The 17999-nt window shown below is 70.5% G+C and carries 18 protein-coding genes; 7 read left to right on the top strand and 11 right to left on the bottom strand.

Annotated elements, in window-relative coordinates; all coding sequences use genetic code 11:
- The first annotated feature begins 17 nt into the window (after positions 1-17).
- Positions 18-1532: a serine hydrolase domain-containing protein gene (locus VGL85_RS01015; RefSeq protein WP_331585087.1), complete on the top strand. Its 1515-nt coding sequence runs from the start codon at positions 18-20 to the stop codon at positions 1530-1532.
- Positions 1533-1535: 3 nt separating this feature from the next.
- On the opposite strand, the gene VGL85_RS01020 is transcribed toward VGL85_RS01015, so the two are convergent.
- The gene (locus tag VGL85_RS01020) at positions 1536-3653 is read right to left on the bottom strand and encodes a lytic transglycosylase domain-containing protein (RefSeq protein ID WP_331585089.1); all 2118 of its coding nucleotides are present in this window, start codon (positions 3651-3653) and stop codon (positions 1536-1538) included.
- A gap of 152 nt (positions 3654-3805) precedes the next feature.
- Here VGL85_RS01020 and dapA point away from each other — a divergent pair, with 152 nt between their 5' ends.
- Genes dapA through VGL85_RS01035 form a run of 3 tightly spaced genes read left to right on the top strand, consistent with a single transcriptional unit; the run spans position 3806 to position 5894 of the window.
- On the top strand, positions 3806-4690 hold the full coding sequence (gene dapA / locus VGL85_RS01025) for a 4-hydroxy-tetrahydrodipicolinate synthase (RefSeq protein WP_331585090.1): 885 nt from the start codon (positions 3806-3808) through the stop codon (positions 4688-4690).
- A gap of 9 nt (positions 4691-4699) precedes the next feature.
- Positions 4700-5158 carry an SsrA-binding protein SmpB gene (smpB, locus tag VGL85_RS01030; RefSeq protein ID WP_331585092.1) on the top strand — a complete coding sequence of 153 codons (459 nt, stop codon included), beginning with the start codon at positions 4700-4702 and terminating at the stop codon, positions 5156-5158.
- A gap of 1 nt (position 5159) precedes the next feature.
- Positions 5160-5894 carry a GNAT family N-acetyltransferase gene (locus VGL85_RS01035; protein WP_331585094.1) on the top strand — a complete coding sequence of 245 codons (735 nt, stop codon included), beginning with the start codon at positions 5160-5162 and terminating at the stop codon, positions 5892-5894.
- A 13-nt stretch (positions 5895-5907) separates the two neighbouring features.
- On the opposite strand, the gene VGL85_RS01040 is transcribed toward VGL85_RS01035, so the two are convergent.
- From VGL85_RS01040 to VGL85_RS01055, 4 genes are all read right to left on the bottom strand, one after another.
- Positions 5908-6711 (bottom strand): hypothetical protein, encoded by an 804-nt coding sequence (locus tag VGL85_RS01040; protein ID WP_331585096.1) that lies wholly within the window; start codon positions 6709-6711, stop codon positions 5908-5910.
- Positions 6708-6995, bottom strand: coding sequence for a hypothetical protein (locus VGL85_RS01045; RefSeq protein ID WP_331585098.1), 288 nt, complete (start codon positions 6993-6995; stop codon positions 6708-6710). The genes VGL85_RS01040 and VGL85_RS01045 overlap by 4 nt, the downstream gene beginning before the upstream one ends.
- Positions 6996-7329: 334 nt before the next feature.
- Positions 7330-8733 carry a M20/M25/M40 family metallo-hydrolase gene (locus VGL85_RS01050; protein WP_331585100.1) on the bottom strand — a complete coding sequence of 468 codons (1404 nt, stop codon included), beginning with the start codon at positions 8731-8733 and terminating at the stop codon, positions 7330-7332.
- Between the two features lie 234 nt (positions 8734-8967).
- Positions 8968-9321 (bottom strand): UrcA family protein, encoded by a 354-nt coding sequence (locus tag VGL85_RS01055; protein ID WP_331585102.1) that lies wholly within the window; start codon positions 9319-9321, stop codon positions 8968-8970.
- Between the two features lie 223 nt (positions 9322-9544).
- On the opposite strand from VGL85_RS01055, the gene VGL85_RS01060 reads away from it, so the two are divergent.
- Complete coding sequence (locus tag VGL85_RS01060; protein ID WP_331585104.1) at positions 9545-11434, top strand: winged helix-turn-helix domain-containing protein; 1890 nt, start codon at positions 9545-9547, stop codon at positions 11432-11434.
- Here VGL85_RS01060 and VGL85_RS01065 read toward each other — a convergent pair.
- From VGL85_RS01065 to VGL85_RS01080, 4 genes are all read right to left on the bottom strand, one after another.
- Positions 11431-12459 carry an MBL fold metallo-hydrolase gene (locus tag VGL85_RS01065; RefSeq protein ID WP_331585106.1) on the bottom strand — a complete coding sequence of 343 codons (1029 nt, stop codon included), beginning with the start codon at positions 12457-12459 and terminating at the stop codon, positions 11431-11433. The genes VGL85_RS01060 and VGL85_RS01065 overlap by 4 nt on opposite strands.
- 77 nt (positions 12460-12536) lie before the next feature.
- Positions 12537-13940, bottom strand: a complete 1404-nt coding sequence (locus VGL85_RS01070) for a sensor histidine kinase (RefSeq protein WP_331585108.1) — start codon at positions 13938-13940, stop codon at positions 12537-12539.
- Positions 13941-14004: 64 nt separating this feature from the next.
- Positions 14005-14637, bottom strand: coding sequence for a uracil-DNA glycosylase (locus tag VGL85_RS01075; protein WP_331585110.1), 633 nt, complete (start codon positions 14635-14637; stop codon positions 14005-14007).
- A gap of 196 nt (positions 14638-14833) precedes the next feature.
- Complete coding sequence (locus VGL85_RS01080) at positions 14834-15433, bottom strand: NYN domain-containing protein (protein ID WP_331585112.1); 600 nt, start codon at positions 15431-15433, stop codon at positions 14834-14836.
- A 76-nt stretch (positions 15434-15509) separates the two neighbouring features.
- Here VGL85_RS01080 and folK point away from each other — a divergent pair, with 76 nt between their 5' ends.
- The gene (gene folK, locus VGL85_RS01085; protein ID WP_331585114.1) at positions 15510-16031 is read left to right on the top strand and encodes a 2-amino-4-hydroxy-6-hydroxymethyldihydropteridine diphosphokinase; all 522 of its coding nucleotides are present in this window, start codon (positions 15510-15512) and stop codon (positions 16029-16031) included.
- Positions 16032-16128: 97 nt separating this feature from the next.
- Here folK and VGL85_RS01090 read toward each other — a convergent pair whose 3' ends face one another.
- Both VGL85_RS01090 and VGL85_RS01095 read right to left on the bottom strand, forming a co-directional pair.
- A complete protein-coding gene (locus tag VGL85_RS01090) occupies positions 16129-16446 on the bottom strand; it encodes a hypothetical protein (protein WP_331585116.1) in 318 nt (105 codons plus the stop codon).
- Positions 16443-17267 carry a hypothetical protein gene (locus VGL85_RS01095; protein ID WP_331585118.1) on the bottom strand — a complete coding sequence of 275 codons (825 nt, stop codon included), beginning with the start codon at positions 17265-17267 and terminating at the stop codon, positions 16443-16445. The genes VGL85_RS01090 and VGL85_RS01095 overlap by 4 nt, the downstream gene beginning before the upstream one ends.
- A 266-nt stretch (positions 17268-17533) precedes the next feature.
- Between VGL85_RS01095 and rpoZ the strand changes: the two genes are divergently transcribed.
- A complete protein-coding gene (rpoZ, locus tag VGL85_RS01100; RefSeq protein WP_331585120.1) occupies positions 17534-17893 on the top strand; it encodes a DNA-directed RNA polymerase subunit omega in 360 nt (119 codons plus the stop codon).
- The last annotated feature ends 106 nt before the right edge of the window (positions 17894-17999 follow it).

Raw genomic sequence — 17999 nt, forward strand, 5'->3', positions numbered from 1 at the left:
GGCGATGGGGGCTGGGCATGAGGTTCGGATTGCGCGGGGCGGTGAGGGCGCTGGCCTTGGGCGTGGCCCTGCTGGCCGGCGCGACGGGATCGACCGCGCTCGCCCAGCCGGCGCTCGCCACTGATCGCGCCAAGGCCCTGGAGGCGGTCGACGCGGCCTTCGCCGCCGAAGCCACCGCCCATCCCGTCGGCAGCCTGACGGTCGGCGTCGTCGAGCACGGCCGGCTGATCTGGACCAAGACCTACGGCTATGCCGACATGGACAAGAAGACGCCGGCGAACCGCCGGACCGTCTATCGCATCGGCTCGATCACCAAGCAGTTCACCGCCGTCGCCCTCCTTCAGCTCGCCCGCGATGGCAAGGTCCGCCTGGACGATCCGGCGGTGAAGTACCTGCCGGAACTTCGCACCGTGCAGGGCTTCGACGACGCGGCCGCGGGGCAGGTCACCCTGCTGTCGCTCGCCACCCACCGCGCCGGGCTCGGCCGCGAGCCGGGCGACCCGAGCACCCTGCGCGGCCCGATCGACGCCTGGGAGGCCAGCGTTCGCGCCGCGCTCGCCCGCACCAGCTACGCCTTCAAGCCGAACGACGAGGCGCTGTACTCGAACATCGGCTACGCCGCCCTGGGCCTGGCGTTGGAGAACGCCGCCGGGACGCCCTACACCGAATTGGTGGAGCGCAAGGTCCTGGCGCCGCTCGGGATGACCTCCAGCGGCTTCCGCCCGACCCCCGACATGCTGGCGCGGCTGGCCAGGGGCTATGGCATGCGGAACGGCAAGCCCGATCCGACCCAGGCCGATACCGAGCTGGTGAGCGGCCGCGGCTACAAGATCCCCAACGGCGGCCTGTTCACCACCGTCGATGACCTGGCGAAGTTCCTGGCCTTCGAGATGGGCGACGGGCCCGCCGGCGTGCTGCCGCGCGATCTGGTGGCCGCCAACGTCCAGCGCTCCTTCCCGATGAAGGGCGGCGGCCGCTACGGCGTCGGCTTCATGATCGAGCCGCACGGCGAAAACCAACTGATCGGCCACGGCGGGGCGGTCGCCGGCTTCACCTCGGCCGCCTATTTCGATCCGCGAGCTGAGGTCGGAATCGTCTGCCTCCGCAGCTCGGATTTCGGCTGTGAAGGCGATTACTTCATCGAAGCCCTGGCCGCGCTCGCGCCGGCCTGGCGCGGCGAGGCGCAGCGGCTGGCGGCGGCGGCCACGGCGCGGGCCAGGCGGGTCGCCGACCAGCAACCCTTCCCCGGGGGGGAGGCGGTCCTGCGCCGGGTGATGGGCGAGCTCAGGGCCGGCAAGCCCGACTATGGCCAGATGAGTGACGGCCTGGCGGACACGACCCGCCAACAGCTGCCCGGCCTGCAGGCCATGCTGGCCCGGATGGGCGATCTGCAGTCGCTGACCTTCAAGGGCGTGGGCCCCAATGGCGCCGACATCTACGAGGCGGTCTTCGGCGGCGGCAAGCTGGCGTGGCGCCTGGTGCTGGCGCCGGACGGCCGCCTCCAGGCGCTGGGCGTGGGCGCGCCGCGCTGACCGCTAGCGCCCCGTCGTCGCGCTGGCTTCGGTGAGCACGGGCTGGGCGGGGATGCTGGACCCATAGGCGCCGCGCTTCAGGTCGTTGGACAGCGTGATCGTCACCGAGCCGCCGTTCAGCTTGGCGCGGTAGACCTGCATGTTCTCCATCACCCGCATCACATAGTTGCGCGTCTCGGAAAACGGGATGCACTCGATGAAGTCCACCGGGTCGGTGCTGCCGCCGCGCGGGTCGCCGCAGACCTGCACCCACTGGCTGGGCCGCCCGGGCCCGGCGTTGTAGCCGGCGGCGGCCATGATGTAGGAGCCGGAGAACTGGCTGACCAGCTGGCCCAGGTAGTGGGCGCCCAGCTTCATGTTGTAGTCGGGCTCGTCCAGCTGTGACGGCGAGTAGCCGACCCCGATCCGCCGGGCCAGGATCTTCGCGGTGGCCGGCATCAGCTGCATCATGCCGCGCGCGCCGGCGCCGGAGTGGACGTTGGGGTCGAAGTTGCTCTCCTGCCGCGTGATGGCCAGCACCAGGGCCGCCTCCGCCGCGCCGCCGTCGGGCGCCGCGCGCATCGGATAGGCCCGCTGCGGCAGGACGAAGCCGCGCTGGGCGGCCGCGCGCGCCGCGCGCATGGACAGGTCCATCTCGCCATAGCCGCGGGCCAGGTCGATCAGCTGGGCTTCGTCGGCGGCCGACGGCAGGCTCTCGTCCAGGTTCAGCACGAAGACCTTGAACAGGTCGTGCTGGCCATAGTCGTAGAGCAGGCGGGTGGCGGCGATCTCGTCGCGCGCCTCGAAGGCGTCGTGGGCCTGCGACGTGATGATCGGGTCCGACGTGAGCGTCAGCCGCCGGTCCAACTTCTCCGCCGCCAGCATGCCGTAGAAGGTGGTGTCGTACTTCGCCGCCTGGCCATAGAAGGCCTCGGCCCCGGACCGGTCGCCCTTCGCCTCGGCCGCGCGGCCTTCCCAATAGAAGGCGCGACCCCGGGTCACCGGCGTGGTGCCGATCTTCTCCACGGCGGCGAAGTGTTTCGCGGCCTTGGCCGGCTCGTTCAGCTTGGTCAGCGCGATCCAGCCGGCGTCGAACTCGGCGTCCGCCCCGGGCGAGCCGGTGGACAGCCCGCTGTCGGCGGCGGCGGCATAGGCGGCGTGCATGTCGCCGGCCCGCAGCGCCGAGAGCACCAGGTGGCGGCGCTCGTCCCAGATCCGCTCGGCCTGGTCGCTCGAGGTCACCTCGTGCGGGAAGTAGGTCACCTGGCCCAGCGCCAGCATGTCCAGGCCCTTGCGGCGCTGGTAGGCGGCGCGTTCGAAGGCGACACCGGGCGAGGCCTGCAGCTCGGGCGAAAGGGCGGTGACCAGCTCGTTGGCGTCCCGCGCATCGGTCCGCAGCGCCAGCCGCGCCTTGGCGGCGGCCTGCTGGTCGGCGGGGATCAGCGGCAGCATCTCGCGCGCCGCGCCGCCTTCCTTGCCATAGAGCAGCATGTCGGTGCGGCGCACATGGTCGTCCTGGGTCAGGACGTCGCCGAACCTGGCCAGCATGGTGCGCTGGCTGGCCTCGTCGAAGCTCTTCTCCCGCCACCAGCGCTTCACCAGCGCGGTCGCGTCGGCCGTGCGGCCCAGGGTCTTCTCGGCGGTGGCCAGCGCCAGCGCGCCCTGCGCGGTCGTGGGCTCGGCGCCGGCGAACCAGTCGACGATCTGCTGGGCGCTCTTGCCGGAAGTCTCCACCAGCCGCTCGGCGGCGGCCTGGCGGCGCGCGCCGCGCGGCCAGGCCGCCAGCTCCACCCGCGCCTTGTCCACCTCGTAGAAGCCGACGGAGTCGGCGTCGCAGTCGACCAGCACCCAGGTCGCGGTCTTCTGGGCCAGGGGATCGCTGATCTGGCTGATGGCGTCGCGCGCGCCGTTCACATTGGCCCGGCGCGCCGCCTCGATGGCCTGGCGCAACAGGCCCGCGTCGCGGTCGGAGAGCCGGTGGGAGGCGCTGGCCGGCTGCAGCGGCGCGTCGCCCAGCACGCCGGTGTGGGTGACGCTCTCGAGCAGGTCGCCCAGCGGGTCCAGCGACTGGGCGCGCGCGGCGACGCTCGCCATGGCGGCGACCCCAGCGATCAGGAAGGCTTTGCGTGCGATCTTGTGCACCCCGACGCCCCCGACGAAAAACGCCCAACGAAATTCAGGCGAACACGAAGCGAATCAATAGGTCATTGCAGGCTTCGCTCGCGTGCTCATATTGTCGCAACGAATCTGAACGACGCCTTTCCAGGCGTCCAATCACGCGAAATTGCACTCCCATGCCAGAGCCTATGTTCAAGGGCGTCCTTCCGGCCCTCGTCACTCCGTTCCGCGACGGAGACGTGGACGAGAAAGCCTTCGTCGCCCTGGTGGAGCGCCAGATCGCCGGCGGGGTGCATGGCCTGGTGCCGGTCGGCACCACCGGCGAAAGCGCGACGCTGAACCACGACGAGCACCGCCGGGTCACCGAGCTCTGCGTCCAGACCGCCGCCGGCCGCCTGCCGGTGGTCGCCGGCACCGGCTCCAATTCCACGGAAGAGGCGATCGAGCTCACCCGCCACGCCAAGGCGGTCGGCTGCGACGCGGCCCTGGTGGTCACGCCCTACTACAATCGCCCCAGCCAGGAGGGCATGTACGCCCATTACGCGGCCCTGGCCGAGGCGGTTCAGATCCCGATCCTGGTCTACAACGTCCCCGGCCGGACGGGCGTCGACATCTCCAACGAGACGCTCGCGCGGCTCGCCAAGCTGCCGAACATCGTGGGCGTCAAGGACGCCACCGGCGACCTGGCCCGCGCCAGCCAGCAGCGGCTGATGTGCGGCGAGGGCTGGACCATGCTCACCGGCGACGACCCGACAGCGCTGGGCTACCTGGCGCACGGCGGCCACGGCTGCATCTCGGTCACCGCCAATGTCGCCCCCGAACAGGTCTCGGCCTTCTTCAACGACGCCATGTCCGGCCAGTGGCAGGGCGCGCTCTACGGCCAGGATCGGCTGATCCGCCTGCACAAGGCGCTGTTCACCGACGCCTCGCCGGCCCCCACCAAGTTCGCGCTGGCCCACCTGGGCCTCTGCGCCGAGGACGCGCGCCTGCCCATCGCACCGGCCTCGGAGGCCTCGCGCAAGGAAGTCCTGGCCGCCATGCACGACGCGGGCCTGGTCTAGGTTGCTGACATGGCCGGCAAGCTGATCGCGGAGAACCGCCGGGCGCGGTTCGACTACTTCCTGGAGCAGGACTTCGAGGCGGGCCTGGTGCTGACCGGCTCGGAAGTGAAGTCGCTCCGCAACGGCCGCGCCAACATCGCCGAGAGCTATGTGGCGGTGGAGGGCGACGAGATCGTGCTCGTCAACGCCGACATCCCGCCCTACCTGCAGGCCGGCCCGCACTTCAACCACGAACCGCGCCGGCCCCGGAAGCTGCTGCTGAAGCGCAAGGAGATCGACAAGCTGATCGGCGCGGTGCAGCGGGAAGGGCGCACGCTGATCCCGACGAAGCTGTTCTGGAGCGACAAGGGCCTGGCCAAGCTCACCTTCGCCGTCGCCACCGGCAAGAAGGCGCACGACAAGCGCGAGGCCACTGCCGAACGCGACTGGCAGCGCGACAAAGCGCGGCTGATGCGGGAAAAAGGCTGACGTGGAGGCGGGCGAGATCGAGGCCCTCGAACGCGACGTGGTGGCCGCCGTCGCCCCACCGGAGATGGTCGAGATCGAGGGCTGGCTCGCGCCGCTCGCCGCCGGGACCATCGGCAGGGCCAAGAGCGCCGTGCCGCTGGCCCACGACGTCGATGCCGGCGCCCTGGAAGAGATCGAGGCGGCCTTCGTGAGCCGGGGCCTCGCGCCCGGTTTCCGGATCGCCGAGACGCCTGGCTTGGCGCCGGTCCGCGAGGCCCTGGCGGCGCGCGGCTTCACACCCCGCCAGCCGACGGTGTTCAAGACTGGCGCGGTCGCACAACTCGCCGCCTTTTCAGGGACTTCCGCGCGCCTGCTCACTGCGCCAGACGAGGCTTGGGGCGCGGTGTTCCTGGGCGAGGGCTTCGATCCGGTGGACGGCGCCCACCGCGTCGAGGTGCTCACCCGCTCGCCCGCGGCGATCTACGGCGCGGCCGGGGAGGGCGAGGCGATCCAGGCGGTGGGCGTCATGAGCTTCGGCGCGCGCTGGGCGGGCATCCACGGGATGCGCACCGCCAGGGCTCATCGTGGCAAGGGCCACGCCAGCGCCATCCTGGCCGCCTTCGGCCGCGAAGCCGCCGCGCGCGGCTACGATCGCGTCTGCCTGCAGGTCGAGGCGCCCAACGAGACCGCGCGGTCCATCTACCGCCGCGCCGGCTTCCGGGAAATCTGGACCTATCGCTACTGGCGCCGGGATTGACGGCGAGGCGCGCTCAGGCCGCCCCGAACTCGCGGATGCGATAGAGCGCGTGGACTTCTTCGGCCGCGGCGTCGAAATCCTGGGCCCACGCCAGCCCCCGCTCGCGCAACCGGCGCCGCGTCGCCGTGTCGGCGCGGTATTCGGGCCGGGTGCGGCGATGGCCGCGCCAGGTGAACTGCGCCGCGCAGCCCATCGCCACGCCCGCCAGCGCCAAGGCCCGGCGCGCGCCGCCCTCCGGGTCGGCCCCACGAGCGCGTAGCGTCTGGGCCGCCTCGGTGTGCAGGGCCCAGGCGAACCACATGATGTCGCCTTCCAGGGTGTGGCGGCCGGCGGTGGACTTGCGCGGGTCGTCCTTCGCGATGCGGGCGTCGCGCTCCGGCGCGGCGGGCAGGGTGTCGATGGCGAAGCGGAACACCGCCTCCAGATAGTCGGCCTGGACTTCTGGCCGGTCGGCGCGGCCGAAATGCTCGGCGAACAGTCGCGCCAGCAGATCGTCGACCTCCCGGATCGCCTCGCGCACCGGCGCCGTCCCGATGGCCTCGACGAAGGCGATGCCGGCTTCGGCCGCAGGGTCCAGGGCCACGCGCTTCCACGCCCGCCAGGGCGGCGGCGCCCCGTCGCGGGGCAGGAACCGCCGAAGCAGGCCGGCCTCGCCCTCGTCGTCGCCGAAGTAGAACCGTCCGCGGCTCTCGGGGTGGTAGATGTCCCAGTACTCGGTCCAGGCGTCCAGGGCGTGGAAGTAGGCGGCATAGCGGCGGCCGGCCAGGTCGTCCCGGCCGGCCGCATCGCCCTCCGCCACGCCGGCGGTCAGGCTCATGCGCGCAGGACGACCACGTTCGCCGCGCCGCCCACGTGTTCGCCGAGCTGTTGCTCCACCAGCCCGCTCACGCTGTTGATCACCTGCTCGGCCAGGCCCGAGGTCTTCAGCCGCGATCCGGCGCTGATGACCTCCAGCCCATGCGCCAGTTCGGCCATCGCCTCGGGATTCCACCCGGGAACCCGCTTGAGGACCCAGCCGCCATGGCCGTCGGAAACGATCTGGATGCCCGGGGCGTCGGTGCCGCCGACGATGGTGATGGCTGCAAGACGTTCTTTGACCATGTTGCGATCCTTTGAATATTGACTGTCGCGCAGCCCGCAGCAACGCCTCGATGTGCGCGAATATCGGCCAGGATTGGCAAGTTCAATCGGACGCGCGGACACTAGAATCCAGCGGCTGATCTATGGCCGTGGGCGGGTTCCATGCGAAATGGTGCGTTCCGCTCTGCTCGCCCCACCTCGAAACTCAACGCTGGATAGTAGTGACTCCGATCCTGGCCGGGCGAAAGCCGTAGACGTTCACGTTGCAGTGATATGCGAATTCACCTTCTCGTTGTGAATCGCCGCGCAGCCGCCGCTCGGCTTCGGGTCCGGCGGGGCGGTGCGGCCGTCGCCGCTATTTCGCCAGGTCCTTCAGCACGCTCTCCCACTGGAACAGCGCCCCGTCGATGGTGTTGATCGGCACGCGCTCGTTCAGGCCATGGGCGAAGTCGTCGCTGGCCTTCATGAAGGCGCCGCCGACGCCATAGGCCGGCACGCCCAGGGCGCGGAAGAACATCGAGTCCGTGGCTCCGGCCGACATGTTGGGCACCACCGCCAGGCCCGGATAGCGCGCCTGCACCGCCTTGGTCACCGCCGCCAGCACATCGGGGCGCAGCGGCGAGGCGCCGGCGTCGATGGCCCCGTCGTTTTGCCGCTCGATCTTGGCGATCGGGTCGGCGATCACCTTCTCGATGGTCCGGCGGACCTCTTCCGACGGCGTGCCGGGGAAGATCCGGCAGTTGACGTTGGCGGTCACCTTCTGCGGCAGGGCGTTGGTGGCGTGGCCGCCGTCGATCATGGTCGCCACGCAGGTGGTGCGCAGCTGGCCCACGAAGTCCGGATCCTCCGACAGGCTGGCGAGGGCCTGCTCGTCGTGCGGGTTGGCGATATAGCGGCGCAGCGCATCGCCCATCGGGCCTGGCGTATTGGCGGCGGCCGCCTTGAAGCTGGCCATGGTGATGTCGCTCTGCATGGCCGGGAACTTGTAGGCGGCGAGGCGGGCCAGGTCCTGGCCCATCTCATAGATGGCGTTGACCTTGCCGGGGCGGCTGGAATGGCCGCCGGGATTGGTCACCACGACCTGGAAGTCGGCGTAGGTCTTCTCCGCCGCCTGCAGGCCGTAGAACACCGGCTTGCCGTCCTCCGCGACCAGTCCGCCGCCGGCGTCGCCGTTCAGCACCATCTCGGCGCCCTTCAGCTCCTTGGCGAACACCCGGGCGGTCTGCTGCAGGGTCTCCTCGTCGCCGCTCAGCGCCAGGATCACCTCGCGGCCGGGCTTCCAGCCCTCGCGGCGCAGCTTGGCGAGCACGGTGACCACCATCGAGACGTCGAACTTGTCGTCGATGGCGCCGCGGCCGAACACATAGCCGTTCTCCACCACCGGCTTGAACGGATCGCGCGTCCAGTCGGCGGGCTTGGCCTCCACCACGTCCATGTGGTCGATGACCACCAGCGGCTTCTTCGATGCATCGGTCCCCGGATAGCGGGCGATCAGGATCGAGGTCCCCAGCACCGGGCGCACCTCGACCTCGGCGGGCTTGTAGCCGCCGGCCACCAGCACGCTCTTCAGGTACTCGGCGTAGGGCTTCACCTGGTCGCCGGGGATCACGGTGCGGAAGGTGATTCCCTTCTTGAGCAGTTCCAGGGCCGAGGTGTGTTCGGCCGGGTCGACATGGACTTGGGCGAGGGCCGGCTTCGGGAGAACGGCGACGGACACGGCGGCGCACGCGGCGAGGCCGAGGAACAGGCTGGATTTCAAGATGGGGCCCTTTGGATGACGCTTACCGCAGCGACCCTAACGGCGGGGCCGCCGGGACGCGAGACGCGGGGCGAAAAAAGACCGGTGAACGGAAAGAGACGGGAGGAGCGTCGCCGCTCCTCCCCCGAAACGACGCAAAGAGACGGAGGAGCGTCGCCGCTCCTCCCAGGCGCCTTCGCGGAGCTGAGAGCCGGGCCGTTTGCCGTGACCGGATCCCGCGAAGGGGCTCGTGGCTCAGCGGATGGGCGCCTCGGCGAGGCTGGTTTTGCGGCCCGCGGCCTCGGAGACCATGGGCGCGGACAGAGTGGCCAGCGCCCGGTCGATGGCGGCTGAGCGGCATTGCTGGAATCGCACGCCGGAGCGGACGGTGCTGCGCGCGCCGCCGCAGACCTCCCAGGCGGCGGTGCGGATGCGTTGGGCCACCGCCCTGGCGCCGTCGGCGCTGTGCAGTTCGCTGTCGGCGTAGGCCACCTTGGCGGTGACCAGGTCGCTGTCGTCCACCACCCGAAGCGGTGCGCCCAGCGCCGCACCGGCGAAGGTCGTTGCGACGGCCAGGGCCATGGCGATGGGTGCGAGTGTGTGGGTCATGCTCGAACGTCCTGGAGTGGGTTGCATGCCGAAGACCGAACTGCGTTATGTCTGGCCACGGCGGCGGCAAGCATTCTCGGGGGAGAGGTGGAGACCTTGGCTGGGCCTGGCATCTGCGCGGTTGCGGTGTTCGCGACCCGGGCTTGGATCGCGGGCCTGAGTTGGCCATCCGCGCGCCGCGCCCGACACGGGCTCGACCTTACGGCTCGCCGATGAAATGCCGATGAGCGCGGACAGCCGGCCGGCCGCCGTCCACCTGGCCCATGAGGCTCCCTTCGACCTGGGGTCCTTGCACGTGCGCCCTTCCACACGCCAGGTGATGATCGCTGGCGTGCCGGAAACCATCGAACCCAGGATCATGGAGGTCCTGGTGGCGCTGGCGCGGCGCCGGAGCGAGGTTGTCTCGCGCGACGACCTGCTCGCCGCCTGCTGGCGCGGCCGCGCGGTGGGCGAGGACGCCATCAACCGCTGCATCTCCGGTGTCCGGCGGCTGGCCAAGGCCAGCGGCGGCTTCTCGGTGACCACCATTGCGCGGGTGGGCTACCGCCTCGACGCGTCGCGCGAGAGCATGGTGGAGCCGGTCGTGCTGGCCGTGCTGGCCTTCGACAACCTCTCAGGCGACCCGCAGATGGCCTATTTCTCCGACGGGGTTTCGGAGGAGATCCTCCAGGCCGTGGCCCGCGGCGCCGGGCTGAAGGTGATCGGCCGCGGCTCCAGCTTCCAGTTCCGCGGACCCGACAAGGCGGCCGCCAAGGTCGGGGCGGCGCTTCGGGCCACCCATGTGCTCGACGGCGCGGTGCGTCGCAGCGGCGGCCAGGTGCGAATCTCCGCCAGCCTGATCGAATGCGCCGGCGAGACCACCCTGTGGTCCGACCGTTTCGACCGGCAGCTCTCCGACGTCTTTGCCCTGCAGGACGAGATCGCCGCCGCCGTGGCCGCCGCCCTGAAGGTGGCGTTCGCGCCCCTCGTCCCGGCCGAGACCATCGACCCCGCCGCGCTCGATCTCTACCTGAAGGCCCTGGAAATCAGGAACCAGCGGGGCCTGCTGGACGCGACGACCATCGGGGAGATCATCGGGCTCCTGCAAGCCGCCACGCGCCTTGCGCCCCGGTTCGTGCGGGCCTGGGTGTTCCTGGCGACGGTCCAGGTCGAGCAGCTTCGATTCCAGGAGGACGAGCCGCGACCCCGCACCGGCGTCACGCGCGCCGACGTCGTCGCCGTGGCGCAGGCCGCCCTGGCTCTCGATCAAGGAGCCGGCGGCGCCTATCAGGCGCTGGGCCAACTCGAGGCCTTCGGCCGCTTCGCCGAGCGTGACGCCTTCCATGCAAAGGCCCTGGCGGCGGCCCCCAACGACCCCACGGTGCTCACCAACGCCAGCCTGTTCTACGCCGAGGTCGGCCGGATCGAAGACGCCATCGATCTGGCCCGCCAAGCCTACGACCTCGATCCGATGTATCCGTGGGCCGCCAACTGGTATCTCACCATCCTCGACTTTGCGGGCCGTGGCTATGTCGAGCGCGCGCAGTGGGCTTCGCTCTGCGAACGCTGGCCGGACAACCAGCTGATCCTGTGGGGCGCCCTCTGTTTCGCGGCCGAGCGCCCGCAATCGCCGTGGTTCGACGATCTCGTCGCCGAGGCGCGCGAACGGGAACTCGACGCCCCGGTCTTCCGCCACACGATCGGCTACGGCAAAAGGTTACGCGCCGCCGATCCGTCTCGGCGGACGCCGTATCTCCAGAACGCCCGCAAGACGCTCGCTGAGGAGGGGGCTCTGCCGCTATGGGTGTTCACGACGCTCTGCAGGTTCGGTTTCATCGAAGAGACGTTCGACCTGATCGACCAGGCCAGTTTCGCCTTCATGTTCGACCCGGACCTTCCCTCGCCGAACGGCGCGACCGGACCCGCGCTGATCTTCAGCGTCATCCACAACGCGCCGATGATGCATGATCCACGCTTTGTCAGGCTGTGCGCCAAGCTCGGGCTCTGCGCCTATTGGCTGGAGACCGGTCGCTGGCCGGACTGCGCGGCTTCCGCGCCCTACGACTTCAAGGCCGAGGCGCGGCGGCTGGCGATCCGGGCGGGAGAGGCGGGCGGACAACCGGCCACAGCCTAGCTGTCCAGCGGATAGCCGGCCTCGCGCCAGGCCTTCATGCCGCCGTCCAGGGCGACGGCGCGGCCATAACCCAGTTCGCGCAGGGTCGCGGCCGCGAGCGTCGAGATCTTGCCGAACTCGCAGTAGGTCAGGATCCGCTGGGTCGGGTCCGGCAGTTCGCTGTTCACCCGCAGCTCCAGCTGGCCGCGGGGCAGGTGGCGGGCGCCTGGGATGTGGTCGGCCTCGAAGGCCTCCTTCTCACGCAGGTCCAGTACGACGATGTCGGCGCTGTTGCCGCCGATCCGGCCGGACAGCTCCTCCAGCGACATGAACGGCACCTTGGCCGCGGCTTCCGCCAGAAGCTGGGCCACCGTCTTGCCGCCGCTCATGTTGGTGCGCAGCGCCTCGGTCAGATGGGTCGGCGCGGCCAGGTCCAGCGCCTGCATCATCTCCACGAAGGCGGCCCGCTCGGTCTTCTGCAATCGGGGGTTCTCGGCGATCTCGGTCCCGATGGTGGAGTGCGACCGGCCTTTGTAGTCATGCGCCGGGAAGACCATCGTCTCCGGCGGCAGCTTCAGGAGCTTGTCGAACAGGCTCTCGAACAGCATGTGCGGGTCGCCGCTCGGCAGGTCGGTGCGCCCGGTGCCGCCGATCAGCAGCGCATCGCCCGTGAACACCCGGTCGTCCATCACCAGGCTCATGGAATCGCGGGTGTGCCCGGGCGTGTGCAGCGCCTTCAGCTTCAGCCCGCCGGCGATCAGCATGTCGCCGTCGTCCAGCCGCAGGTCGGCGTGCGGGGCGGGCGACAGGCGGTGCATCACCACCGGAACGCCCAGCGCCTTGCCCATCTCCTTGCTGGCCGAGAAGTGGTCGGCGTGGGTGTGGGTGTCGACGACGTACTTCACCGCCAGGCCGTGGCGGGCGAGCAGGCCCCTGTAGTGATCGATGCGCGACAGCTCCGGGTCGATCAGCACCGCCGCCTGGGTGTCCTGGCACCCCAGCAGGTAGGACTGGCATCCGCCGGTCGCGACTTGTTCGAAGATCATGGGCCGCCCCTAAACCGCTGGCCCCGACCTAAACGCCTGAGGCCCGCGGCTGGCAAGGGCCGGCCTTGGCCGTCGCCTCAGAGGCTGGCGTTGACCTCGCAGCTGACCCCGTCGGGGTGATAGGCCAACCGCGTGCGGCCGCCGAGCTCGTGCATCAGCCCTTCCTCGAGCAGCCGACTGCCGAAGCCGCGCCGCGTCGGCGGCGTCACCGGCGGCCCGCCGCTTTCGCGCCAGCTGAGACAGAACTGGCCGTCGGCCTCCGACCAGGTCGCCGCGACCCGGCCTTCCGGCGCCTTCAGCGCGCCGTGCTTGACGGCGTTGGTGGCCAGCTCGTGCAGCGCCATGGAGAGCGCCAGCGCGTGCCTCGGCGAGACGTGCAGGTTCGGCCCCGACAGGTCGAACCGCCCCAGGCCGAACGGCTCCAGCGCGCGGCTCACCACGTCCGAAAGCCGGGCCCCGGACCAGTTGTGGTCGGTCAGCAGGTCGTGGGCGCGGGCCAGCGAGCCGATCCGCGCGTCGATGGCCTGGCGCGCGGCGCCGATATCGGACGCCGAACGCAGGGTCTGGCTGGTGATCGACTGCACGGTGGCCAGGGTGTTCTTCACCCGGTGGTTCAGCTCGTTGATCAGCAGCTTCTGATGTTCTTCGGCGAGCTTGATCTCCGTCAGGTCGCGGCTGGCGCCGGAGATCGCCACCGGCTTGCGCTCGGGGCCGTCGGAATCGAACTCCACGATCCCCCAGGCGCTCAGCCAGCGCCAGCTGCCGTCGAGCTGCTTCACCCGGTATTCGACGTCGTAGCGCCCGTCGCCGGCCGCGTCGCAGGCCTTGGCCACCGCCGCCCACATGCGCTCCAGGTCGTCGGCGTGGATCAGGTTCTTCACGCCCTCGTCGTCGTGCAGGAAGCGCGGGTTGGTGAGGCCATAGAGCCGCTGGGCGTGCTCGTCGTAGAGGCAGATGTTGTCGGCCACCGTGTAGCGCCAGGCGCCCATGTTGGCGGCGACCATCGCCAGGTCCATGGTCCGCTGCTGCTCGGCGAACTGCCGCCGCTGGCGGAACTCGCGCGTGATGTCCTGGAAGCAGTTCACCGCCCCCAGCAGGACGCCGTCGTCGTCCATCAGCGGCTCGATGGTGACCGAGGCGACCCAGCGGCGGCCGTCGGGGTTCTGCACCACCGCCTCCACGCCGCGGCAGCCTTCGCCGGTCCGCACCGCGTGCGCCATCGGGGTGGCGTCGGGGGGCACGAACTGGCCGTCCAGCAGCTCCACCCGGAACGAGCCGCAGAACTTCTGGGTCGGATCGTTCAGCCGCGGCGACTGGCCCCACAGCTCCGCCGCGCGGCGGTTGGCGCGCACGATCCGGCCGTCGGCGTCGCAGGCGTAGACGCCCATGGGCAGGGCGTCCAACACCGCCTGGTCGAGGTCCAGCAGCCCCTGGATCGTCGTCGAGACAGGTGGCGGTTCGAACGCCAGGACTTGGGTCAAGGATTCCCCCATACGCGCGCACTCCGACGCAGGCGAAACGCCACGGCCGTCCGATGGTTCCACGTCAGCCATCGATAATCGTCCGCGCACGTTCGAAAACCGCCTCGAACATGGCCGGCGTCAGCCGCCCGGTATTGGTGTTGAGCCGCGAGCAGTGGTAGCTGTTCAGCACCACATAGGGCCCGGCGCGGAACTCGCTGCCATGGCCCGGGATCCCCGCAGACGCCTTCAGCCCCAGCGCCTTCAGCACGTTTCGCCGCGAGACGTCGCCCAGGGTGACGATCACCTTCAGCCGGGGAAGTCCCGCCAGCCGCGCCGCCAGGAACGGGCGGCAATTGGCTTCCTCCGACGTCTCCGGCTTGTTGCCTGGCGGGGCGCAGCGCACCGCGTTGGAGATCATGCAGTCGGTGAGCGCCAGGTCGTCGCGGCCGTTCGGGTCATAGGTCCCGGTCGCGAACCCGGTCTTCTTCAGGGTCGCATAGAGCAGGATGCCGGCATGGTCGCCGGTGAACGGCCGCCCGGTCCGGTTGGCCCCGGTGCGCCCCGGCGCCAGGCCCTCGACCAGCAGCCGCGCGCCCGGATCGCCCCACGACGGCGCCGGCCCGTTCCACCAGTCCGGATGCTGGGCGGCGTTGGCGGCGCGATAGGCGACCAGCCTCGGGCAGAGCGGACAGTCGCGCGGCGGCTCGGCTTCCATCTACCTCCCCCGCGAAGCGGCGGGAGGGGGACCATCCGCCGAAGAGCGGATGGTGGAGGGGGCGGGCTTCAGACCCGGACGTTCGATCGACAGTCGCTGACTCGGTGACTGGGGCTCGCGCCCTCTGCCACTCGCTCTCCGCTGCGCTCGGCGAGCGGTTCCCCTCCCGCCGTCGTCTTCGCGACGGAGGAGGTCGTCAGGCCTCGGCATCGGCCTCGTCGTCGTGGCGGCGTTCGCTGCGGCTTTCCTGGATGAACCGCGGCAGGCGCGAGGGCCGCCCGATGATGTCGGCCAGGTCCGCCAGGTCCACGAAGTTGTCCGCCTGCCGGCGCAGGTCGTCCGAGGCCATCGGCGGCTGCGACTTCACCGTGGAGACCACCGTCACCCGCGCGCCCTTGCGTTGTACGGCCGCCACCAGCGCCTTGAAGTCCCCGTCGCCGGAGAACAGCACCAGATGGTCGGCGGACCCCGCCATCTCCATCATGTCGACGGCGATCTCGACGTCCATGTCGCCGCGCCAGCGCTTGCGGCCCTGGCTGTCGGTGTATTGCCGCGCCGCCTTGGTGACGAGCGAATAGCCGTTGTAGTCCAGCCAATCGACCAGCGGGCGGATCGGCGAGTACTCCTCGTCCTCCACCAGGGCGGTGTAGTAGTAGGCCCTGACCAGCACGCCGCGCTTTTTGAACTCGTCCAGCAGCTTGCGGTAGTCGATGTCGAAACCCAGGCCCTTGGCGGCCGAGTAGAGGTTGGACCCGTCGATGAACAGCGCCAGACGGTCGGTGGGGTAAAAGGTCATCGCTCAAAATTCCCAAACGGCCGGCAAGGCGGGATCCGGAGACTGGACGCCGACGCGTGAGGCCCTCGATGCGGCGGTGATCGTGGCCCTGGGCTCCAATAGGCCCGGGGATCATCGCTCGTCGGAGGCCCTGCTCGAGGCGGCCCTGTCCCTGTTCCCCCAGGCAGGATTGCCCCTGCTGGCCCGGTCGCGCTGGTGGCGTTCCGCCGCCTGGCCCGACCCGAATGGAGACGAGTATCGCAACGGAATCGCGATTGTCGAGACGAATGACCCTCCGCAGGCCGTTCTCGCGCAGCTTTTTGCCATCGAGCGCCGGTTCGGCCGGCGCCGCGGCGTCCCCAACGCGCCGCGCACCCTCGACCTGGACCTGATCGCCCACGGACGGCTTGTGGTGGACGAGCCCGGCCTGATCCTGCCGCACCCGCGCGCCGCGGCGCGCCTGTTCGTCATGGGGCCGCTGGCCGAGGTCGCGCCGGGGTGGCGCCATCCGGTGAACGGGGCGACCGCTGGGGCCTTGGCGGCGTCGGCGACGGTAGGGAGGGACGCGGCGCCCATCCCAACACCCGGCTGTCCCGGCGAAGGCCGGGATCCAAGCTGAGTCAGGGCAGGGCGCCTGCGAAGAAGCCGCCGAGGTCGTATGGGTCCCGGCTTTCGCCGGGACAGCCGGAGAAGACCGCGTGCAGCCCGCGCCCGCTCTAGCTTTCCGCGTCGGTCTTCGGCTTGGCCTGCCCTTTGCGGATCGTGACGATCCGGTTCGCCGCCAGCAACAGCGGCAGGAGCATCAGGAGCGGGGTCCCGAGGGCGCGCGACCAGCGCGGGGGATCCAGGATCGCCGCCTCGATGGACAGGCTCCAGGTGCCGGCCACGAAGGCGATGAACAGCCAGGGCAGCCGATAGGGCCGCCGTTCCGGCTGCCGCGTGAAGGCGACGACCGCCGCGGCCCCGACCGCCCAGATCGCGAAGGCGGGGAGCATCACGCCCAGGATCGTGCTCAACAGGAACGCCATCGTCATGCCACCCGCTGCCGCTTGCGGTCGTCGCGGGCGATCTGCAGGCCGCGCGGGCCGGGGGCCAGCAGCCAGCGGCCGCGTTCGGCCAGGTCCGGGTCCAGCTTGGAGGCCATGATCGCCGACTCCATCACCAGGTCGGCCGCCACCGGGGCCGGCACGAGGTCCTTGGTCTGGGCCATCAGCCGCGCGGCGACCAAGGCCAGCAGCGCCGGCCAATGGGCTTCGTGCAGCACCGGCTCGTCGGCGAACTCCAGCGGCATGGGCGCGATCATGATCCGCCGGGTGGCGGGCCAGAGCGCGCGCAGCAGGTCCGGCAGCCGCGCGGTGGCCGGGCGGCCGTCGGTCGCCGCCAGGGTCCCCAGCTCGCCGCGGTCCGCCGCCGCCTTGGAGACCCTGCGCTCCAGCTCCCAGTAGTCGGGGAAGTCGGTCCGCTTCATGCCGCCGGCCGAGCCGGCCTGCACCACGAACCGCTGCAGCGGGAAGCCGTGGCCGTAGCCCAGCAGCAGGGGCGCCGTGATCCAGCGCCCGGCCAGATAGCGGCGGCCGTCCTTGGTTTCGCGCAGCATCAGGCTCTCGGGCGCCACCAGGTCGCGCCGGACGGTGAGCAGTTCGCCCTGTTCGAGGGCGGCGTTCTGCGCCGCTGCGCCGACCAGGGCGCCGGCCGCCGCCAGCACGCTGGGCGCCGTGGCGCCTTGCGGCGGGATCTTCTGGACGATCAGCTGGCGCACCGCCGCCAGGGCCAGGTTCGCCCGGTTGACGGACTCCGGCTCCCAGGGGAAGCGTTCCTGACGCGCTCCAGGGCGTGCGGCGGACGCAGGCGGCATAGGGACTCCGGCTGACAGCTTCCCGCGACCCTAGCTGCTATCGGTTGAGCAATTGCAACTGCACGTGGTGAACGAGGCTTAAGGCGTAACCTCAACCGGCCGGGAACCAAGCGGCCTGAAGCCGGGGACAGGACCGTGATGCGGCCCCGGGCCATGCCGGCCGCTCGCCGAACAGCTTCCGCGCCCTAGGCTGCGGCCTTTGCGGCATTGCACAATGAGCCCTAAACCTCTATTTTAGTGAGTTCTCTCCCCGTTCCGAGGACTCCATGGCTCGCGTCACTGTCGAAGACTGCATCGAAAAGGTTCCGAACCGCTTCAATCTCGTGTTGCTGGCGGCGCACCGCGCCCGCGCCATCTCGGCGGGCTCGCAGATCCTGGTCGATCGCGACAACGACAAGAACCCGGTGGTCTCGCTGCGCGAAATCGCCGACGACGTGGTCGATTCCGAGGAGCTGCGCGAGACCCTCATCGCCAGCCTGCAGCGCGTCGACGAACGTTCCGAGGCCGAGGAAGAGGCCGAGACCCTGGCCCTGCTGGCCGATCCCACCCACATGCAGATGAGCGAGCTCGAACTCGTGCGCGCCCTGCAGAGCGACCGCGACGGCGGCCAGGAGGAGCGGTACTGAGCCTCGAAGGCGCAGACCCCCTCCCACCCAAGGCGGCGACCAAACCCGCCGCTCCGCTGAAGGACGCCCCCACTTCGGAGACCCCGAAGGCGGGCGCGTCCGCCGA

Origin of the sequence: Phenylobacterium sp. (genome assembly GCF_036501465.1) — a bacterium.
Lineage (GTDB): Bacteria > Pseudomonadota > Alphaproteobacteria > Caulobacterales > Caulobacteraceae > Phenylobacterium.